The 15,566-nt window shown below is 68.4% G+C and carries 13 protein-coding genes; 2 read left to right on the top strand and 11 right to left on the bottom strand.

Annotated elements, in window-relative coordinates; all coding sequences use genetic code 11:
* Positions 1 to 114: 114 nt before the first annotated feature.
* From lysS to DR843_RS14090, 3 genes are all read right to left on the bottom strand, one after another.
* Complete coding sequence (gene lysS, locus DR843_RS14080; RefSeq protein ID WP_342767187.1) at positions 115 to 1,860, bottom strand: lysine--tRNA ligase; 1,746 nt, start codon at positions 1,858 to 1,860, stop codon at positions 115 to 117.
* Positions 1,860 to 3,167, bottom strand: coding sequence for an adenylosuccinate synthase (locus tag DR843_RS14085; protein ID WP_109686788.1), 1,308 nt, complete (start codon positions 3,165 to 3,167; stop codon positions 1,860 to 1,862). Before DR843_RS14085 ends, lysS begins: the two co-directional genes overlap by 1 nt.
* 161 nt (positions 3,168 to 3,328) lie before the next feature.
* Entirely contained in the window at positions 3,329 to 3,721 is a 393-nt protein-coding gene (locus DR843_RS14090; protein WP_109686790.1) for a hypothetical protein, read from the bottom strand.
* Positions 3,722 to 3,876: 155 nt separating this feature from the next.
* Between DR843_RS14090 and DR843_RS14095 the strand changes: the two genes are divergently transcribed.
* Entirely contained in the window at positions 3,877 to 4,779 is a 903-nt protein-coding gene (locus DR843_RS14095) for an ABC transporter ATP-binding protein (RefSeq protein WP_109686792.1), read from the top strand.
* Complete coding sequence (locus DR843_RS14100; protein WP_109686794.1) at positions 4,776 to 6,350, top strand: ABC transporter permease; 1,575 nt, start codon at positions 4,776 to 4,778, stop codon at positions 6,348 to 6,350. The genes DR843_RS14095 and DR843_RS14100 overlap by 4 nt, the downstream gene beginning before the upstream one ends.
* 34 nt (positions 6,351 to 6,384) lie before the next feature.
* Here DR843_RS14100 and DR843_RS14105 read toward each other — a convergent pair whose 3' ends face one another.
* The 8 genes from DR843_RS14105 to DR843_RS14140 form a co-directional block, all read right to left on the bottom strand.
* The gene (locus DR843_RS14105; protein WP_109686796.1) at positions 6,385 to 7,188 is read right to left on the bottom strand and encodes an SRPBCC family protein; all 804 of its coding nucleotides are present in this window, start codon (positions 7,186 to 7,188) and stop codon (positions 6,385 to 6,387) included.
* Positions 7,188 to 8,042, bottom strand: a complete 855-nt coding sequence (locus DR843_RS14110) for an FAD binding domain-containing protein (RefSeq protein ID WP_109686798.1) — start codon at positions 8,040 to 8,042, stop codon at positions 7,188 to 7,190. Before DR843_RS14110 ends, DR843_RS14105 begins: the two co-directional genes overlap by 1 nt.
* Positions 8,039 to 10,534, bottom strand: a complete 2,496-nt coding sequence (locus tag DR843_RS14115) for a xanthine dehydrogenase family protein molybdopterin-binding subunit (RefSeq protein ID WP_109686800.1) — start codon at positions 10,532 to 10,534, stop codon at positions 8,039 to 8,041. Before DR843_RS14115 ends, DR843_RS14110 begins: the two co-directional genes overlap by 4 nt.
* Positions 10,531 to 10,995, bottom strand: coding sequence for a (2Fe-2S)-binding protein (locus DR843_RS14120; RefSeq protein WP_109686802.1), 465 nt, complete (start codon positions 10,993 to 10,995; stop codon positions 10,531 to 10,533). Before DR843_RS14120 ends, DR843_RS14115 begins: the two co-directional genes overlap by 4 nt.
* A gap of 86 nt (positions 10,996 to 11,081) precedes the next feature.
* Complete coding sequence (locus DR843_RS14125) at positions 11,082 to 12,275, bottom strand: sigma-54-dependent transcriptional regulator family protein (protein ID WP_211310251.1); 1,194 nt, start codon at positions 12,273 to 12,275, stop codon at positions 11,082 to 11,084.
* Between the two features lie 104 nt (positions 12,276 to 12,379).
* On the bottom strand, positions 12,380 to 13,516 hold the full coding sequence (locus DR843_RS14130) for an XdhC family protein (RefSeq protein WP_109686806.1): 1,137 nt from the start codon (positions 13,514 to 13,516) through the stop codon (positions 12,380 to 12,382).
* Positions 13,509 to 14,618 carry a vWA domain-containing protein gene (locus tag DR843_RS14135; RefSeq protein WP_109686808.1) on the bottom strand — a complete coding sequence of 370 codons (1,110 nt, stop codon included), beginning with the start codon at positions 14,616 to 14,618 and terminating at the stop codon, positions 13,509 to 13,511. The genes DR843_RS14130 and DR843_RS14135 overlap by 8 nt, the downstream gene beginning before the upstream one ends.
* Complete coding sequence (locus tag DR843_RS14140) at positions 14,618 to 15,490, bottom strand: AAA family ATPase (RefSeq protein WP_109686810.1); 873 nt, start codon at positions 15,488 to 15,490, stop codon at positions 14,618 to 14,620. The genes DR843_RS14135 and DR843_RS14140 overlap by 1 nt, the downstream gene beginning before the upstream one ends.
* Between the last annotated feature and the right edge of the window lie 76 nt (positions 15,491 to 15,566).

A 15,566-nucleotide genomic window follows, 5' to 3' on the forward strand; every position in this document is an offset into this window, starting at 1 on the left:
ATCCAACGGTTACGAAGCAGAAAGTTACTTCAACTTACGGAGCCGTAGGTGTCGCGCAAGTCACACTTTGGCTTACCGATCGGTAATCCGTCAAGCGGCTACCCATCATGAGTTTCAGCTGACCGGATCCTTGCCCGGTTTCGCGGGTACTCCAGCGGCGCCCTCCAGCAGTCGACGCACCGGCTGCGGACCGATCGCGAGTAACAGGGTGGGCAACCGCGGGCCGGTCTCTTTGTCGATCAGCACGCCGTAGAGCAGCTTGAAGAAGTTGCGCTGCGCCGACGCCAGCTCCTTGTCCCCCTTGACGATCGCACCGGGGTCTATCCCCCGCATGACCTTCGGGACGCCGTACACCTGGTGGGTCAATCCGGCCAGCGTCCAGTCCGCTTCGATCGGCGCCAGCCCGGAGCCACCGTCCAGCAGCAGCTCGATGGCGGCCCGCTCGTCATCGGTCAACACGCGATCAGCGGGCGCCGTGCGCACCACCGTCTTGTCCTGCTCTGACATCTGGGTGGCCACCCAGTGCTCCACACAGGTCAGCCGCGGTCGCAGCGCCGCCACGGACGGCACCGGCGCCGTCGGGTCGAGTTGCCCGACGATCCGCAGCACCTGCTGCTCGTCCCCCGTGGTGATGTCCACGATCGAAGCAAGCGTTCGATACGCGACGGGGCACTCGGTGATCGGCAGCGGCCCGGCCGCCGTCGAACTGGCCCGGGTGTACGCCGCGACGTCGCCCGCCTGCCCCGTGCCCGCCTGGACCTTGCGCGCCAGGGCGTCCCACTCGTCGTACGTGCGCTGCAGGTCCGCATCGAACGAGACGGTGAACGACTGATTGGGCCTACGACGGGCGTACAGCCAGCGCAGAACCGCCGGCTCCATGATCTCCAGGGCGTCCGCCGGGGTCGGCACGCCGCCCTTCGAGGACGACATCTTGGCCATCCCCTTGATGCCCACGAACGCGTACATCGGGCCGATCGGGCGCTGCCAGCCGAAGATCGGCGCCAACTCCAACCCCACGGCGTACGACGATCCAGGGCTTTGGTGGTCAACCCCGGACGGCTCGAAGACCACCCCTTCGTAAGCCCAGCGCATCGGCCAGTCGACCTTCCACACCAACTTGCCGTGCGTGAAGGTGTGCAGGTCGACCGTCTCGTCGTGCCCGCAGTGCTCGCAGTGGTAACTCAACTCGGCCGTGGCGTCGTCGTAGGCGGTGACCGTCGTGAAGTCGGTGTTGCAGACCGTGCAGTACGGCTTGTAGGGGTAGTAACCGCTGTCCTCGGCCGCTGCTCCCGAGCCTTCGCGGGCGGCTGCCTCGTCGGCGTCCTCGTCCTCGTCGTGATCCTGGCCGTCGGCCTTGGGCAAGGTGCGGTACTGGTCCAGGACCTTGTCGATCTGGTCGCGGTGCCCCATGGCGAAGATCACCTGGTCGATGTAGGCACCACCGGTGTACTGCTGGGTCTGGCTGATCCCGCGGTAGCGAATACCCATGGCCGCGAGCGCCTCCTCGCACTGCGTGCGGAAGTGCGCGGCCCAGGACTCGTGCGGGGAGCCAGGCGGAGCGGGTACGGCGGTCAGCGGCTGACCGATGTACTTGCTCCACGACTGATCGACGCCGGGGAAATTCGGCACCTTGCGGAACCGGTCGTAGTCGTCCCAGCTGATGATGTGCTCGACCTCGATGCCGCGACGGGCGATCTCGTCAGCAACCAGGTGCGGGGTGATGACCTCGCGCAGGTTGCCCAGATGGATCGGTCCGGACGGTGAGATGCCGGAGGCACAGACGATCTTGACGTCGCGGCGCTGCGCGTCGGCGATGACCTCGTCGGCCAGGCGGGAGACCCAGTCGTCGAGCGCCGGCATCATTCGCCACCCAGCAGGTCGTGGCGCACGATGACCTCTTCTCGGCCCGGGCCGACGCCGATGACCGAGATGCGGGCGCCGATGCGCTCCTCGACGTACTCCACGTAGGCGCGGCAATTCGCCGGTAGCTCCTCGAACGTGCGGCACGTCGAGATGTCCTCGAACCAGCCCGGCAACTCCTCGTAGATCGGAGTGGCGTGGTGGAAATCGGACTGGCTGACCGGGATCTCGTCGAAGCGCTTGCCGTCGACCTGGTAGGCAACACAGACCGGCACCGTCTCCAGGCCGGTGAGCACGTCCAGTTTGGTCAGGACGAAGTCGGTGACCCCGTTGATGCGCGTGGCGTACCGACCGATCACGGTGTCGACCCAACCGCAGCGCCGCGGGCGGCCGGTGGTGGTGCCGAATTCAGCACCCTGTTTGCGCAGGAACTCGCCCTTGTCGTCGTGCAGTTCCGTCGGGAACGGACCCTCGCCGACACGGGTTGTGTACGCCTTGAAGATCGCGATGACCCGGTCCACCCGGGTCGGTGGGATGCCGGCACCGGTACAAGCGCCGGCGCTGATCGCGTTGGACGACGTGACGAACGGGTAGGTGCCGTGGTCGACGTCCAGCAGGGTGGCTTGGCCGGCCTCGCATAGGACGGTCTCGCCGTTGGACAGCGCGGTGTCCAGCAGCAGGGAGGTGTCGACCACCATGGGACGCAACCGATCGACGTACTGCAAAAGATCCTCGACGACCTCGTCGACCGCGACGGCGCGACGGTTGTAGACCTTCACCAGCAGGTGGTTCTTGACGTCGAGCGCGGCTTCGACCTTCTGCCGCAGGATCGACTCATCGAAGAGGTCCTGCACGCGGATGCCGACCCGGTTCATCTTGTCGGCGTAGGTCGGCCCGATGCCGCGACCAGTCGTGCCGATCTTGCGGGAACCCAGGAAGCGCTCGGTGACCTTGTCGAGGGTCTTGTTGTAGCTGGCGATGATGTGCGCGTTGGCGCTGACCTTCAGGGCGCTGGTGTCGATGCCGCGGGCTTCGAGGCCGTCGATCTCTTCGAAAAGGACGCCGAGGTCGATGACGACGCCGTTGGCGATGACCGGGACGACGCCCTCGGTCAGGATGCCGCTGGGCAGCAGGTGGAGGGCGTACTTCTCGCGGCTGCCATCCGGCTGCTCGATGACCACCGTGTGACCGGCGTTGTTGCCGCCGTTGAACTTCACGACGTAGTCGATGCGGTCCCCGAGCAGGTCGGTCGCCTTGCCCTTGCCTTCATCCCCCCATTGGGCGCCGACAAGAACGATCGCAGGCATGGTGAGTCCTCACGTACGGATAGAGAGCAGGCCAACCGCGAGTTTATCGGTCGGGGCGGGCTGACCCGGAATCGCGGGCCCGGCGCCGGGTTTGGCCATGAATTGTCAATCGGCGGTCGCTCAACCATCCATGACCAAACCCGCGGCGGTGGGCGGTCAGCTCAGGTGAGCGTGCCCTCATCCTGCGCGCCGGTCACCGCGTCCACGCCTGCTGCCGCAGCTGCGGTGGCGTCGTCGGACTGGCTCGCCGCATCCTCGCCACCACCCGGGCGGCCCTCCTGCGGGCCGCCCCAGCGCTGCCGCTCGGCCTGACCCGGCTCGCCGCCTCGCTCCTCGCCCGGCCCCCCGCCTTCGCCCCGCTGGTCATGCCAACCGGGCGGCGGTCCGCCGTGGCCGTGACCTGGTCCGTGGCCCGGGCCGTGCTCGCCGAAACCACCAGGTGGGGGTCCGGGCGGGAAACCGTCGGGTCGTTCGCCGCCAGGGAAGCCCTCGGGGCGCTGCGGCTGATCGGCCGCTTCGTTGGTCTGCTCTTCGCCCGTCGATTGATCGGTCATGAAACACCTCGCTGTGTGAACCAGCGCCGAACTGGCGCCTACCTCCATCCACCCACTCGCGAAGCTGCGGCGCCACCGCAAATCGAGGTCGCACAGCAACTCGATAGCAACCGCAGGGACGGTGCATTGCTGGGCCAGGGGTGTTGGATGGAGCCATGGCCGACGCCGTCATCGAGATCTCCGGACTCACCAAACACTTCGGCTCGTTCGCCGCCCTCGACGGGCTCGATCTGCAGGTGCCACCGGGCACGATCGCGGGCTTCCTCGGCCCCAACGGTGCAGGCAAGTCAACGACCATCCGCGTGCTGCTCGGGCTCTACCGCCGCGACGGCGGCACGGCGCGACTCTTCGGCGCGGACCCGTACACCGACGCAGTGTCGTTGCACCGGCGACTGGCCTACGTGCCAGGAGACGTCACCTTGTGGAACCACCTGACCGGCGGTCAGTGCATCGACCTACTGCTCGGCCTGCGTGACGTGCAGGGCGCGACTCGCCGCGACGAACTGCTGGAGGTTTTCGAACTCGATCCCACCAAACGCTCCGGCACCTATTCCAAGGGCAACCGGCAAAAAGTAGCTCTGGTCGCAGCATTGGCCGCGGACGTCGAACTGCTGATCCTGGACGAACCCACCTCCGGGCTCGACCCGTTGATGGAAGCGCGGTTCCAGGAGCAGATCCGCGCGGCCCGCGACCGGGGCACGACCGTGTTGCTCTCCAGTCACATCCTGGGCCAGGTGCAGGACCTGTGCGACGACGTCACGATCATCCGACGCGGCAAGACGGTGCTCACCGGTGCTCTGTCACAGTTGCGGCACGTGACCCGATCGGGGGTCTCGGCGCTCGTGGCGGACGCGATCGGCGTACAGGAGGGGTTGGCGGCAGTCGAGGGGGTGTCGGACGTCACCGTCGATGACACCAAGGTGCACTTCACGGTCGACGATGCGACGGCGACGGCCGCTGTGGCCGTGCTGGCGCAGTACGGCGCGCGGCAACTGGTCGTCGAGCCCCCGACGTTGGAGCAACTGTTCCTCAGCCAATACGACCAGCACGAGTCGTGATCGAGAACTCCCGGCGGCTGACCCGCCTCGCCTTCCACCAGGAAATCCGTTGGCTGCCGATCTCCGTGGTGGTCTTCGCCCTGACCTACGTGGCGACGCTGAAGCAGCTGTCCGATCTCGCCGGGACCGTGGCCGACCGGCGGGACATGCAGCAATCGCTGGCCGGCAATCCGGCGCTGAAACTGATGCTCGGCCCGTTGGATCACATTGAGACAGTGGCCAGTACGACGTCCTGGCGGATCGGGCTCTTCATGCTCACCGCGTTCGGCGTGCTGGTCGCCTTCACCGTCAACCGGCACACCCGCCGCGAGGAGGAGTCGGGCCAGTTGGAGCTGGCCGGGTCGGCCGCGGTCGGCCGACTGTCGCCGTTGGTGGCTGCGATTGCTGTCGCCGCCGCGTTGACCCTCCTCACCGCCGTGGTGACCTCTGTGCCCTTCTTGGGGTACGGCGCGACCGGGCGTCAGGTGCTCGCGCAGCTGGCGCAGTACGTCGGTGTCGGAGTGGCCGTCACCGGTGTCACCCTGCTCGTGGCGCAAGTGGCGACGACCGCGCGGCAGGTGTCCTCCATCACCTCGACGCTGGTGCTGGGCGGTTACCTGTTGCGCGGCGCCGCCGACACCAACGACTCGGTCGCCTGGTTGCGCTGGACCAACCCGATCGGTTGGGTGCAAACCATCGACCCGTACGGCGATCCCTCCTGGTGGGGACTGCTCTGGTGCGTCGTGGCTGGGTTGGTGTCGTTGGGGCTGGCGGTCGTCCTGCGGGAGCGTCGCGATCTCGGCAGCGGAGTCATCGCACCGCGACCCGGCCCGGCGTCCGCCCGCGGACTGCGGTCGGTGCCAGCCGTGCTGTGGCAGTCGCAGTGGCGGACCTTCACCGGCTGGTCGATCGGCATCCTGGTCTTCGCGCTGATCGTCGGCTCGCTGGTGTCGTCGGTCGCGGACACCTCCGGGATGCCGCCGCAGTTCCAGGAGTATCTGCGCAAACTCGGCGGCGCCGGCGCGCTCACCGGCGCTTTCCTCGCGGCGATGGCCGCGTTCTTCAGCGCAGCGATCGCCTTCTGGTTGGTGTCGCTGGTCGCCGACCTGCGGCGTTGGGAGACCCGCGGTCAGTTGGAGCTCGCCCTGTCGACCGGGCGGGCTCGCCGGACCTGGTTATTGACGGTGGTGGTCATGGGGCTGCTGGGGACCCTCGTGCTGCTGCTGGTCGCGGCGGTGGGGGTGGCGTGGCTGGGCCGGACGCATTTGACCGGCACCGACGTCCTGCGCGCCATGGCGGTACAGGCACCGGCAGCGTGGCTGATCTTCTCGATTGCCTTGCTGCTCTTCGCAGTTCGGCCCGCGTGGACGGCGGCCGGTTGGGTGGTCGCCGCACTGGCCTTCCTGGTGGGCGAACTCGGAGTGGCGTTCGGTCTGCCGGGGTGGGCGTTGGACCTGTCCCCGTTCACCCACACCCCGAAGGTCCCTCAGGTGCCGATCACCTGGACGCCCTTGGTCGTGATGACCCTTATCGCAGCAGCACTGATTACCGCTGCGGTGGTGGCCTTCGACCGCCGTGACATCCCGCAGTAGCCGTCGTCCTCAGCACGGCGCAATGTCCTCAGAGTCAGCGGCGTCTGATCAGCCAGACGACAGCCGCGACCGCGACAGCGACGCCCGCGATCTGCTTCCCGTAGGTCTTCAGCAGCACCGGAAGCACCGCCGTGCCCACATCGATGGCGTCATCGGACTCGGCCACCGCCGGCCGCACAGGAGCAGCCGGACGCGCCGTGGCTGGAGACCCCGTTGGGAATCCGGCCCGACCGTTGCTCGAGGCAACTGACTGCGCTGGGGTTTCGGCGGCCACAGCAGAGGTGAGCTCGGATTCACCTGCAGCAGAAGATGATTCCGCCGCACTCGCTGCGGACTCGGCTGGCTCAGCTGCGACCTCGGCTGGCTCGGCGACGACCTCCGCCGGCGCTGACTCGGCGGACAGTCGCTGCTCCAGACAGGCAACGAACTGCCCGAGCAGCTTGTCCGACACGTCCTGCATCACCCCGCGGCCGAACTGGGCCGGCTTGCCGGTGATCGCCAGGTCGGTGACCACCTCTACATCGGTCGCGCCGCCGTCACCGGAGGCCATCGTCAACGTGACCTTCGCCCCGGCGGTGCCGTTGCCCCGCTTGTCCTTGCCCTTTGCGTCGACGACGAACCGGTGCGCGGCGTCGTCCTTCTCCACAAAGGTCCCGGATCCGTTGTAGACCAAGGCGATCGGGCCGAGTTTGACCTTGACCGAGCCGGCGAACGAGTCACCGTCCACCGAGGTCACGGTGGCGCCCGGGAAGCACTCGGCAACCGAGGCGATGTCCTGGAAGTGCGCCCACGTCTGCTCGATGTCGGTCGGGACAGTGAACCGGTGGGTGAGGTCCATCAGGCTCCCGCCGCGGCCAGGACGGCCCGTCGCGTCAAGACCGTCGCCAAATGCCGCCGATAGTCGGCATCGCCGTTCAGATCACTCGGCGGATTCGTGCCCTCGACAGCCCGTTGCGCGGCCGCCTGCACACCCTCGTCGGTGGCCGCTACTCCAACCAGGGCCTCCTCGACACCACGCGCCCGGATCGGGGTGGAACCCATGTTGGTCAACCCGACCCGCGCCTCGGCGATCGCGCCGCCGTCGACCCGCACCGCAGCAGCCACCGCGACGATCGGCCACTGGTGGGCCACGCGCACGAACTTCTCGTAATGCGCGCCCCAACCGGTGTGCTTGGGTATCCGCACCTCCGTGAGGATCTCGTCCTCACCGATCGCGGTCTCGAAGAGGTCGACGAAGAAGTCGTCGGCCTCGACCGTTCGGCTGCCGCCCGGCCCCTGGATGACGAACTGGCCACCCAGCGCGGTGACCGGGGCTCCCAGGTCGCCGGCCGGATCGGCGTGCGCGAGCGCCCCACCGAAGGTGCCACGGTGTCGGACCTGGGCGTCGGCCAGATGCTCGACCGCTTTGCTGATCAGCGCCGCGTGCTGCGCCACCAACGGATCGCTACCGACCACCGAGTGCGGGGTCATCGCGCCGATCACGATGGCGTCACCGTCCTCTCGGATGCCGCGCAGCGACTCGATCCGGCCCAGGTCGATGATCCACTCCGGTGCGTTCAGGCGCATCCGCAGCACGGGCAGCAGGCTCTGCCCGCCCGCGATCAGTTTGGCGTCGTCACCGTGCTCGCTCAGTGCCGCGAGGGCGTCCTCGACGGACGTCGGTGCCACGTAGTCGAACGGTGCCGGGATCATGCGCCTGCTCCTTCGGTGCTGCTCTGACCGGGGACTTCCTGATTACCGGCCGCATCATCGCCCTCGAAGTGCGGCATGGCCGCGCCCTGGGTCGCATGAACACCGCCACCGTTCTGGATCGCCTTCCAGACCCGCTCGGGGGTGCAGGGCATCTGCACGTCCGAGACACCGTACGGGCGCAGGGCATCGACCACGGCATTCACCACGGCGGGCGTCGAAGCGATCGTGCCGGCCTCCCCAACACCCTTGACGCCCAACGTGACTGACGTCGCCGGCGACACCGTGTGGTCGATGTCGAAGCTGATCGTGTCGGCGGCGGTCGGCAGCAGATAGTCGACGAACGAACCGGACACCAGCGTGCCGGAATCGTCGTAGACCGCCTCCTCCCACAACGCCTGGGCGATGCCCTGCACCAGACCCCCGTGGATCTGACCGGCCACGATCAGCGGGTTGATGATGTTGCCGATGTCGTCGACGCAGACGTACTTGCGCATCTTCAGCGCACCGGTCTCGGTGTCGATCTCCATCGCGCACAGATGCGTGCCGTGCGGGAAGGAGAAGTTGGTCGGGTCGAAGGTCGCGTCGGAGTCCAGACTCGGCTCCATCCCGTCGGGCAGATTGTGCGCTGCGAAGACCGCTCCGGCGACCTCTCCGATCGCCAGACCCTGGTCGGTGCCGCGCACGGAGAACCGGCCCTGGTTGAACTCGATGTCGTCGACCGAGGCCTCCAACAGATGTGCCGCAACGGGTTTCGCCTTCTCGATGACCTTGTCGGCCGCACGGACCAACGCCTCACCGCCCACCGCCAACGAGCGGGAGCCGTAGGTGTCCAGACCTTTGTGCGCGACGGCGGTGTCCCCGTGCAGGATCTCGACGTCCTCGAACGCCACGCCGAGCCGGTCGGCGACGATCTGGCTGAACGCGGTTTCGTGACCCTGCCCGTGGGCCGATGCACCCGTGGTGACCTCGACCTTGCCGGTGGCCAGCATCCGCACCGAGGCGTACTCCCAACCGCCGGCGCCGTAGTCCAGGCTGCCGAGCACCCGGGACGGCGCCAGGCCGCACATCTCCGTGAAGGTCGAGACCCCGATGCCCAGTTGCACCCGGTCGCCGCGCTCGCGACGTTCCTTCTGCTCGGCGCGCAGGGCGTCGTACTCGAACATCTGCGTCGCCTTGGCGGTGGCGGCTTCGTAGTTGCCCGAGTCGTATTCGAGCCCGGCCACCGTGGTGAACGGGAACTCCTCGTGCTTGATCCAGTTCTTTTCCCGGACCTCCAACGGGTCGACCCCGAGCTCGGCGGCGAGTTCGTCCATCATCCGTTCGATGCCGAAGGTGGCTTCTGGTCGTCCGGCGCCGCGGTAGGCGTCGGTCCAGGTCTTGTTGGTCAGCACGGTCTGGCAGGCGAAGTGGTACGCCGGGAACTTGTAGATCGCGTTGAACATGAACGCACCCAGAACAGGTACGCCGCCCCCGACCAGCGCGACGTACGCCCCCAGGTCGGCGAGCAACTCGACCTTCAGACCGGTGACCGTGCCGTCTTTGGTCGCCGACAGGGTCAGCTTCTGCCACTGGTCCCGCCCGTGGTGGCTGCTGACCAGCGACTCCGACCGGGTCTCGGTGTACTTGATCGGCTTGCCGAGCCGCCGCGCGACCGCCCAGGTGATCCATTCCTCCGGAGTGGCCTGCAACTTGCCGCCGAAACCGCCGCCGACGTCCGGGGCGATGACCCGGATCTTGGATTCGGGTACGCCGGTCGTGGCCGCCAGCGCGAACCGCAGGATGTGCGGGATCTGGGTTGCCGACCACATCGTCAGCTGCTCCCCGGTCGGGTCCACCACCACCGACCGCGGCTCCATGAAGGCCGGGATCAACCGCTGCTGGCGGAACTCGCGTTCGATGACGACGCCGTCGGCGCGGGCCGCGGCAATGGCTTCCTCGACGTCGCTGCCGGTCCCCGCTTCCGCAGAGTCGAAGACCCACAGGGCCGACTTGTTGGTGCCGAGGTCCGGGTGGGCAAGTGTCGTGTCGGCCGCAGCCTCCTTGAGGTCGAGCGCGGCTGGTAGCTCGTCGTATTCCACGTCGACCAACTCAGCGGCGTCGCGGGCTTCGGCCGCACTGCGCGCCACGACCACGGCGACGATCTCGCCGGCGAAGGCGACCCTGTCGGCCGGCATCGGAGAGTGCACCGGGGTCACCTGATCCGGGGTGATCGGCCAGGCGTTGATGCAGACCCCGAGTTCCTCGCCGAAGTCCTTGCCGCTGAGCACCGCGACCACGTTGGGTGCTTCAGCAGCGGCCGAGGTGTCGACGCTGGTGATCGTGGCGTGCGCGTACGGACTGCGCACCATGGCCAGGTGCAACATGCCGGGCAGCACCAGGTTGTCGGTCCACCGGGTGCGACCGGTGATCAGCCGCTGATCCTCCTTGCGGCGGCGCTCCTTGCCGATCTCGCGGTCGACGGTCTCAGCGGGTCGCTCATCCGTGACGGTCATGACTGTGCCCCCGCTGCTTCCTTCACTGCTCGCACGATGTTGTGATAGCCCGTGCACCGGCACAGGTTGCCCTCCAGCCCGAGACGGATTTCCTCCTCGGAGGGGTCCGGATTCTCTTGCAGCAGAGCGACACTCTGCATGATCATGCCGGGCGTGCAGTAGCCGCACTGCAGACCGTGGCACTCGCGGAACGCCGCCTGCACCGGATGCAGTTCGCCGTCCTTCGCCAGGCCCTCGATGGTCGTGACCTCAGCACCGTCGGCCTGCACGGCCAGGACGTTGCAGGACTTGACGCTGGTGCCGTTCAGATGGACGGTGCAGGCGCCGCAGTTGCTGGTGTCGCACCCGATGACCGTGCCGGTCTTGCCGAGCTTCTCGCGCAGGTAGTGCACCAGCAGGGTGCGGGGTTCGACGTCGTCGGAGACCTTCGCCCCGTCGACGGTCAGACTGATCCGGGTCATGGCTCTCCTCAGACGCACAAGTGTGGTGCTCGTCACATTAGGTCGGGCGGGTTGGCAGCCGGTTGGCGAGGGTTACCTTGGTCCGCTCACTGCCTCGCAGCGGCCAACCGCCCCTTGAGCAGGGGCACAGCCGGGTGGGTGGGAGACAGCCGGGACAGGCACACCTCGAACACCTGGGTGTCGTACGGCGATCGCTCGGCGTAGCGCAGCACCGCGTCCGGATCGGGGTCGGCCAGGAGCGCTTCGCGGACGGTCACCGCCAACTGCTCGGCCAGTTCGGTCAGGGCCGGGGAGTTGGTGCCCGGCAGCAGGTCACCGCCATACGCCTCGACTGCGGCGGCGACCCGGCCACGGCGCACCAGACCCAGCACGAGTTCCACGTCGGTCGACACCGGGGTCGTCAAGCGATACGGCCGAGAGGCCAATTGACCACCGAGCGAGGCTCTCAGGTGAGACACCTCGGCCTTGAGGGTCGAGGTGGTCACGGCCAGATCGCCGTACACCAGCGCATGCAGTTGTTCCAGGGACAGACCCTCCGGGTGCAGCGCCAGCAGCGCCAGGATCTCGGTCTGGCGGCGGCTCAGCAGAAGTCGCTGCCCGTCCAGCCACGTCTCGACGGTGCCCAGCAGCCGCATGACCAGACCCGGTTCGGTGGGCTCCTCCAGGTCGACCAGGCCGGGGTGCGAGCGCGACTTGGGCAGGGCGGCCTCGATCAGCCGGGCCATCATCCGGGCGGTCGCCAGACCGATCGGGTGGGTGCGATCCCAGGTCGTCGACAGGTCGATGACGCCCAGTTGCGCGCCGGTGAACGGGTCGACCACCGGCGCCGCCCAGCACACCCAGTTGTGCACCATGGAGGCGTAGTGCTCGGCACTGAAGACCATGGACGGCTCGGCCAACCGGTTGGCCAGATCCAAAGCGTTGGTGCCGGCCGACTGGTCGTCCCACCGCGCGCCGGCGACGAAGTTCACGCTCTCGGCTTTGCGGCGCATGACCCGGCCGCCGTAGGTCCACAGGATCCGGGTCTGCGGATCGGTCACCGCGACGACCAGGTCCCCGTCCTCCGCGGTCCGCCGCAACTCCGCCTGGATGCGTTCGACGGCCGCCTGCAGCGGAGAGGCATTCCAGTACGCCGCGGTCTCCGCTTCGTCGGCGAGCGGCGCCTCCCGCACGTCGGGAGTGAGCGACGCGGCCGAACGGGCCCAGCTGTCAATGATTTCCGGTCGCGCGGTCGTGACCGGATCGTCGGCCTCCCCCACGAACGCGGTCCATGCGCGCACGGCCGCGACGCGTCGCGATTGCAACTGGCTACGTGCCACCCGGCCCCCTGTGCGACGCCCGAAATCCCCTGCATCTCAGGCTAACACGCGGTCAGTGACGTGGATCACACTCCGGTGGGATGCGCCCGGTGGATGCGGCCATGGCCGGTGGCGAGTGGTTGTCCCGAGCCGCCCCATCGCCCGGCGATGATCTCGGCGGCGATGCTGACGGCGGTTTCCTCGGGGGTCCGTGCCCCCAGATCGAGCCCGATCGGACTGGACAGCCGGGCGATCTCCGAGTCCTCCAGCCCTGCCTCGCGCAACCTCGCCAAGCGGTCCTCGTGGGTGCGACGCGAACCCATCGCCCCGACGTACGCGACCTGGGGCAGGCGCAGTGCCACTTCCAGTAGCGGGACGTCGAATTTCGGGTCGTGGGTGAGCACGGTCATGACGGTGCGCGGGTCGATCCGACCGGCCGCGGCCTCGGCGGCCAGATAGCGGTGCGGCCAGTCGACCACCACTTCATCGGCATCCGGGAAGCGGGACCGGGTCGCGAAGACCGGCCGGGCGTCGCACACGGTGACGCGGTAGCCAAGGAAGCTGCCGACCTTGGCGACGGCTGCCGCGAAGTCGATCGCCCCGAAGACCAGCATCCGCGGGCGCGGCGCGAAGGACCAGATGAAGACCCGCATACCCTCACCGCGACGTTCGCCGTCCGGCCCGTAGGTGAGGGTGGCGTTGGCACCCGCTGCCAGCAGCCCGAGCGCGTCGTCGTGCACCGCGTCGTCGGCGCGTGACGAGCCCAGACTTCCGACGGTCGCGGCGTCGGGACGGATGATCAGCCGGCGCCCCACCCGGGCCGGGTCGGGGTGCTCGATCACGGTGCCCAACGCCACTGGTCGACCGGCTTCGATGTCAGCGGCAATGTCACCCAGCTGCGGGAACGTCTCCTGGTTGATCGTCTCCACGTAGACGTCGAGGATCCCGCCGCAGGTCAGTCCGACGGCGAAGGCGTCATCGTCGGAGACGCCGTACCGCTGCAGGACGGGCACCCCGGAGGTGACCACCTCCTGGGCCAGTTCGTAGACCGCGCCTTCGACGCAGCCCCCGGACACCGAGCCGACCGCCGAGCCGTCCGGCCCGACCAGCATCGAGGCCCCCGGTGGGCGCGGCGCGGACCGGAAGGTCGCCACGACGGTGCCGACCCCGATGCTCTCACCGGCGGACCACCAGTCCAGCAGTTGCGGCAGTACGTCACGCATCAGCGATCACCCGCGTCACCTCGGCGAAGGTCGCCAGGGAATGCCCGGCCACGAAATGGTCGCAATGCGGCAGCGCGGCAACCACTCCTTGTTGCACCGGCTGGTAGCCCGCCTTCCCCCGGTGCGGGTTCACCCAGATCACGCGGTGCGCGATGCGGGAGAGCCGGGCCATCTGCTCACCGAGCAGGCCCGGGTCGCCGCGTTCCCAGCCGTCACTGAAGACCACGACGACCGCGCCCCGCGCCAGGCCGCGCTGCCCCCATCGATCGCCGAACACCTTCAACGTCTCACCCAGCCGCGTGCCGCCGGACCAGTCGGGAACCGCTTCCCCCGCGATCACCAGCGCCCGCTCCGCGTCGTGCACCCGCATCGCCCGGGTCAGATGCGTCAGCCGGGTGCCGACCGTGAAGGTCTCGACCGTGCCGCCCTGGACTCGCAACGACTGCGTCAGCCGGTGGGCCAGCCGCAGCAGCGCATCGGCGTACCCGCTCATCGAACCGGACACGTCGATCAGCAGGACCACCCGGCGCGGGCGGACGCTGCGTCGCCGCCAGTGGACGGCTGCCGGCTCACCCATCCACCGCAACGACGACCGCAGGGTGCGTGCCGCGTCGACGCGACCGCGAACCGAGGGGCGTTGTCGAGCGCTGCGCCGCACCGGGGGCCGGGGGTGCAACGTGGCGAACATGCCTGCCAGTCGGTGCCTTTCGGCCGCCGACAGGGTGGCGACGTCGCGTTGCCGAAGCACCTCCGCGTTACTGGCCATGGCCCGTACGACGTCCTGCCCTTCGGCGTCACCCGCACCATTGGCTTCGGCGTCGGGAAGGCCCGTCGCATAGGTCACCCCGCTGCGCTGCGCCGGACGTGGCCGGGGCAGACCGTCCGGGCCGAAGAAGGCGGTGAAGACCTGGTCGTACCGCTCCAAGTCCTCCGGCCCCGAGCACAGCGTGGCCCGGCCCGCCAGGTAGGTGCATCGCTGGTCGTCCATGCCCAGCTCGGCGACCGCCTCGAGGAACTGCTGCTGGCGGTCGTGCGTGACTGCGACGCCGGCCGCGCGCAACGACCGCCCGAAGGCCAGCAAGATCTCATCGCCCTGGCGCATCACGCCCTCAACAGTTGATCGAGGGCGTGGCGGACCTTTTCGGAGTCTTCGCGGTATTTGACCAGCGCCCCCAAAGTGGCAGACGCGGCTGCCAGGTCGATGTCCGTCGTACCCAGATAGGTCAGCGCCCTGGCCCAGTCGATGGTCTCGGCCACCCCGGGGGGTTTGAGCAGGTCGCCGCGGCCGCGCACCTGCTGGGTGACCGCAACGACCTGGCGCGCCAACGCCTCGGACACCTCCGGCGCCCGGGTCCGGACGATCTGCACCTCGCGCTCGAGCCCCGGGTGATCGATCCAGTGATAGAGGCAGCGGCGCTTGAGGGCGTCGTGCAGTTCGCGGGTGCGATTGGAGGTGAGTACGACGACCGGCGGGCTCGCCGCGCGGATCGTGCCCAACTCCGGGATGGTGACCTGGTAGGTCGACAACACTTCGAGCAGGAATGCCTCGAATTCATCGTCGGCGCGGTCGATTTCGTCGACCAGGAGCACGGCGGGGCTCTCCTGCAGCGCCTGCAACACCGGGCGCGCGAGGAGGAAGCGCGGGTCGTAGAGGCTCTTCTCCGCCTCTTCGGGGTCGGCTCCCCCGGCTGCTTCGAGAGCGCGCAGGTGCAGGATCTGGCGCGGGAAGTCCCAGTCGTAGAGCGCCTGGGTGGCGTCGATCCCCTCGTAGCACTGCATCCGCACCAGCGGTACGTCGAGCACACCCGCCAGCGTCTCGGCCAGCGCGGTCTTGCCGGTGCCCGGCTCACCCTCCAGCAGCAGCGGGCGTTGCATCCGCAGCGCCAGATAGGTCGCCGTCGCCAGCGCATCGTCGCTGAGGTACCCGTCCTGCTCCAGACCGTCGGCCACCTGGGCAGGGGTGTCGAACTGCATGTGACGCAGATTACGCCGCCGATCGTTGGCCCCTGGTTGTCCGCATCCTCACTGGTGAGTTCGACGTCTGACCCGG

Source organism: Branchiibius hedensis (assembly GCF_900108585.1).
In the GTDB taxonomy this organism is placed as follows: domain Bacteria; phylum Actinomycetota; class Actinomycetes; order Actinomycetales; family Dermatophilaceae; genus Branchiibius; species Branchiibius hedensis.

Excerpts from the sequence above, each read along its gene's own strand:
- lysS (WP_342767187.1), bottom strand. The coding sequence starts at position 1,860 with ATGCCGGCGCTCGACGACTGGGTCTCCCGCCTGGCCGACGAGGTCATC.
- DR843_RS14090 (WP_109686790.1), bottom strand. The coding sequence starts at position 3,721 with ATGACCGATCAATCGACGGGCGAAGAGCAGACCAACGAAGCGGCCGAT.
- DR843_RS14105 (WP_109686796.1), bottom strand. The coding sequence starts at position 7,188 with ATGGACCTCACCCACCGGTTCACTGTCCCGACCGACATCGAGCAGACG.
- DR843_RS14110 (WP_109686798.1), bottom strand. The coding sequence starts at position 8,042 with ATGATCCCGGCACCGTTCGACTACGTGGCACCGACGTCCGTCGAGGAC.
- DR843_RS14120 (WP_109686802.1), bottom strand. The coding sequence starts at position 10,995 with ATGACCCGGATCAGTCTGACCGTCGACGGGGCGAAGGTCTCCGACGAC.
- DR843_RS14130 (WP_109686806.1), bottom strand. The coding sequence starts at position 13,516 with ATGCGTGACGTACTGCCGCAACTGCTGGACTGGTGGTCCGCCGGTGAG.
- DR843_RS14115 (WP_109686800.1), bottom strand. The coding sequence starts at position 10,534 with ATGACCGTCACGGATGAGCGACCCGCTGAGACCGTCGACCGCGAGATC.
- DR843_RS14095 (WP_109686792.1), top strand. The coding sequence starts at position 3,877 with ATGGCCGACGCCGTCATCGAGATCTCCGGACTCACCAAACACTTCGGC.
- DR843_RS14135 (WP_109686808.1), bottom strand. The coding sequence starts at position 14,618 with ATGCGCCAGGGCGATGAGATCTTGCTGGCCTTCGGGCGGTCGTTGCGC.
- DR843_RS14140 (WP_109686810.1), bottom strand. The coding sequence starts at position 15,490 with ATGCAGTTCGACACCCCTGCCCAGGTGGCCGACGGTCTGGAGCAGGAC.
- DR843_RS14085 (WP_109686788.1), bottom strand. The coding sequence starts at position 3,167 with ATGCCTGCGATCGTTCTTGTCGGCGCCCAATGGGGGGATGAAGGCAAG.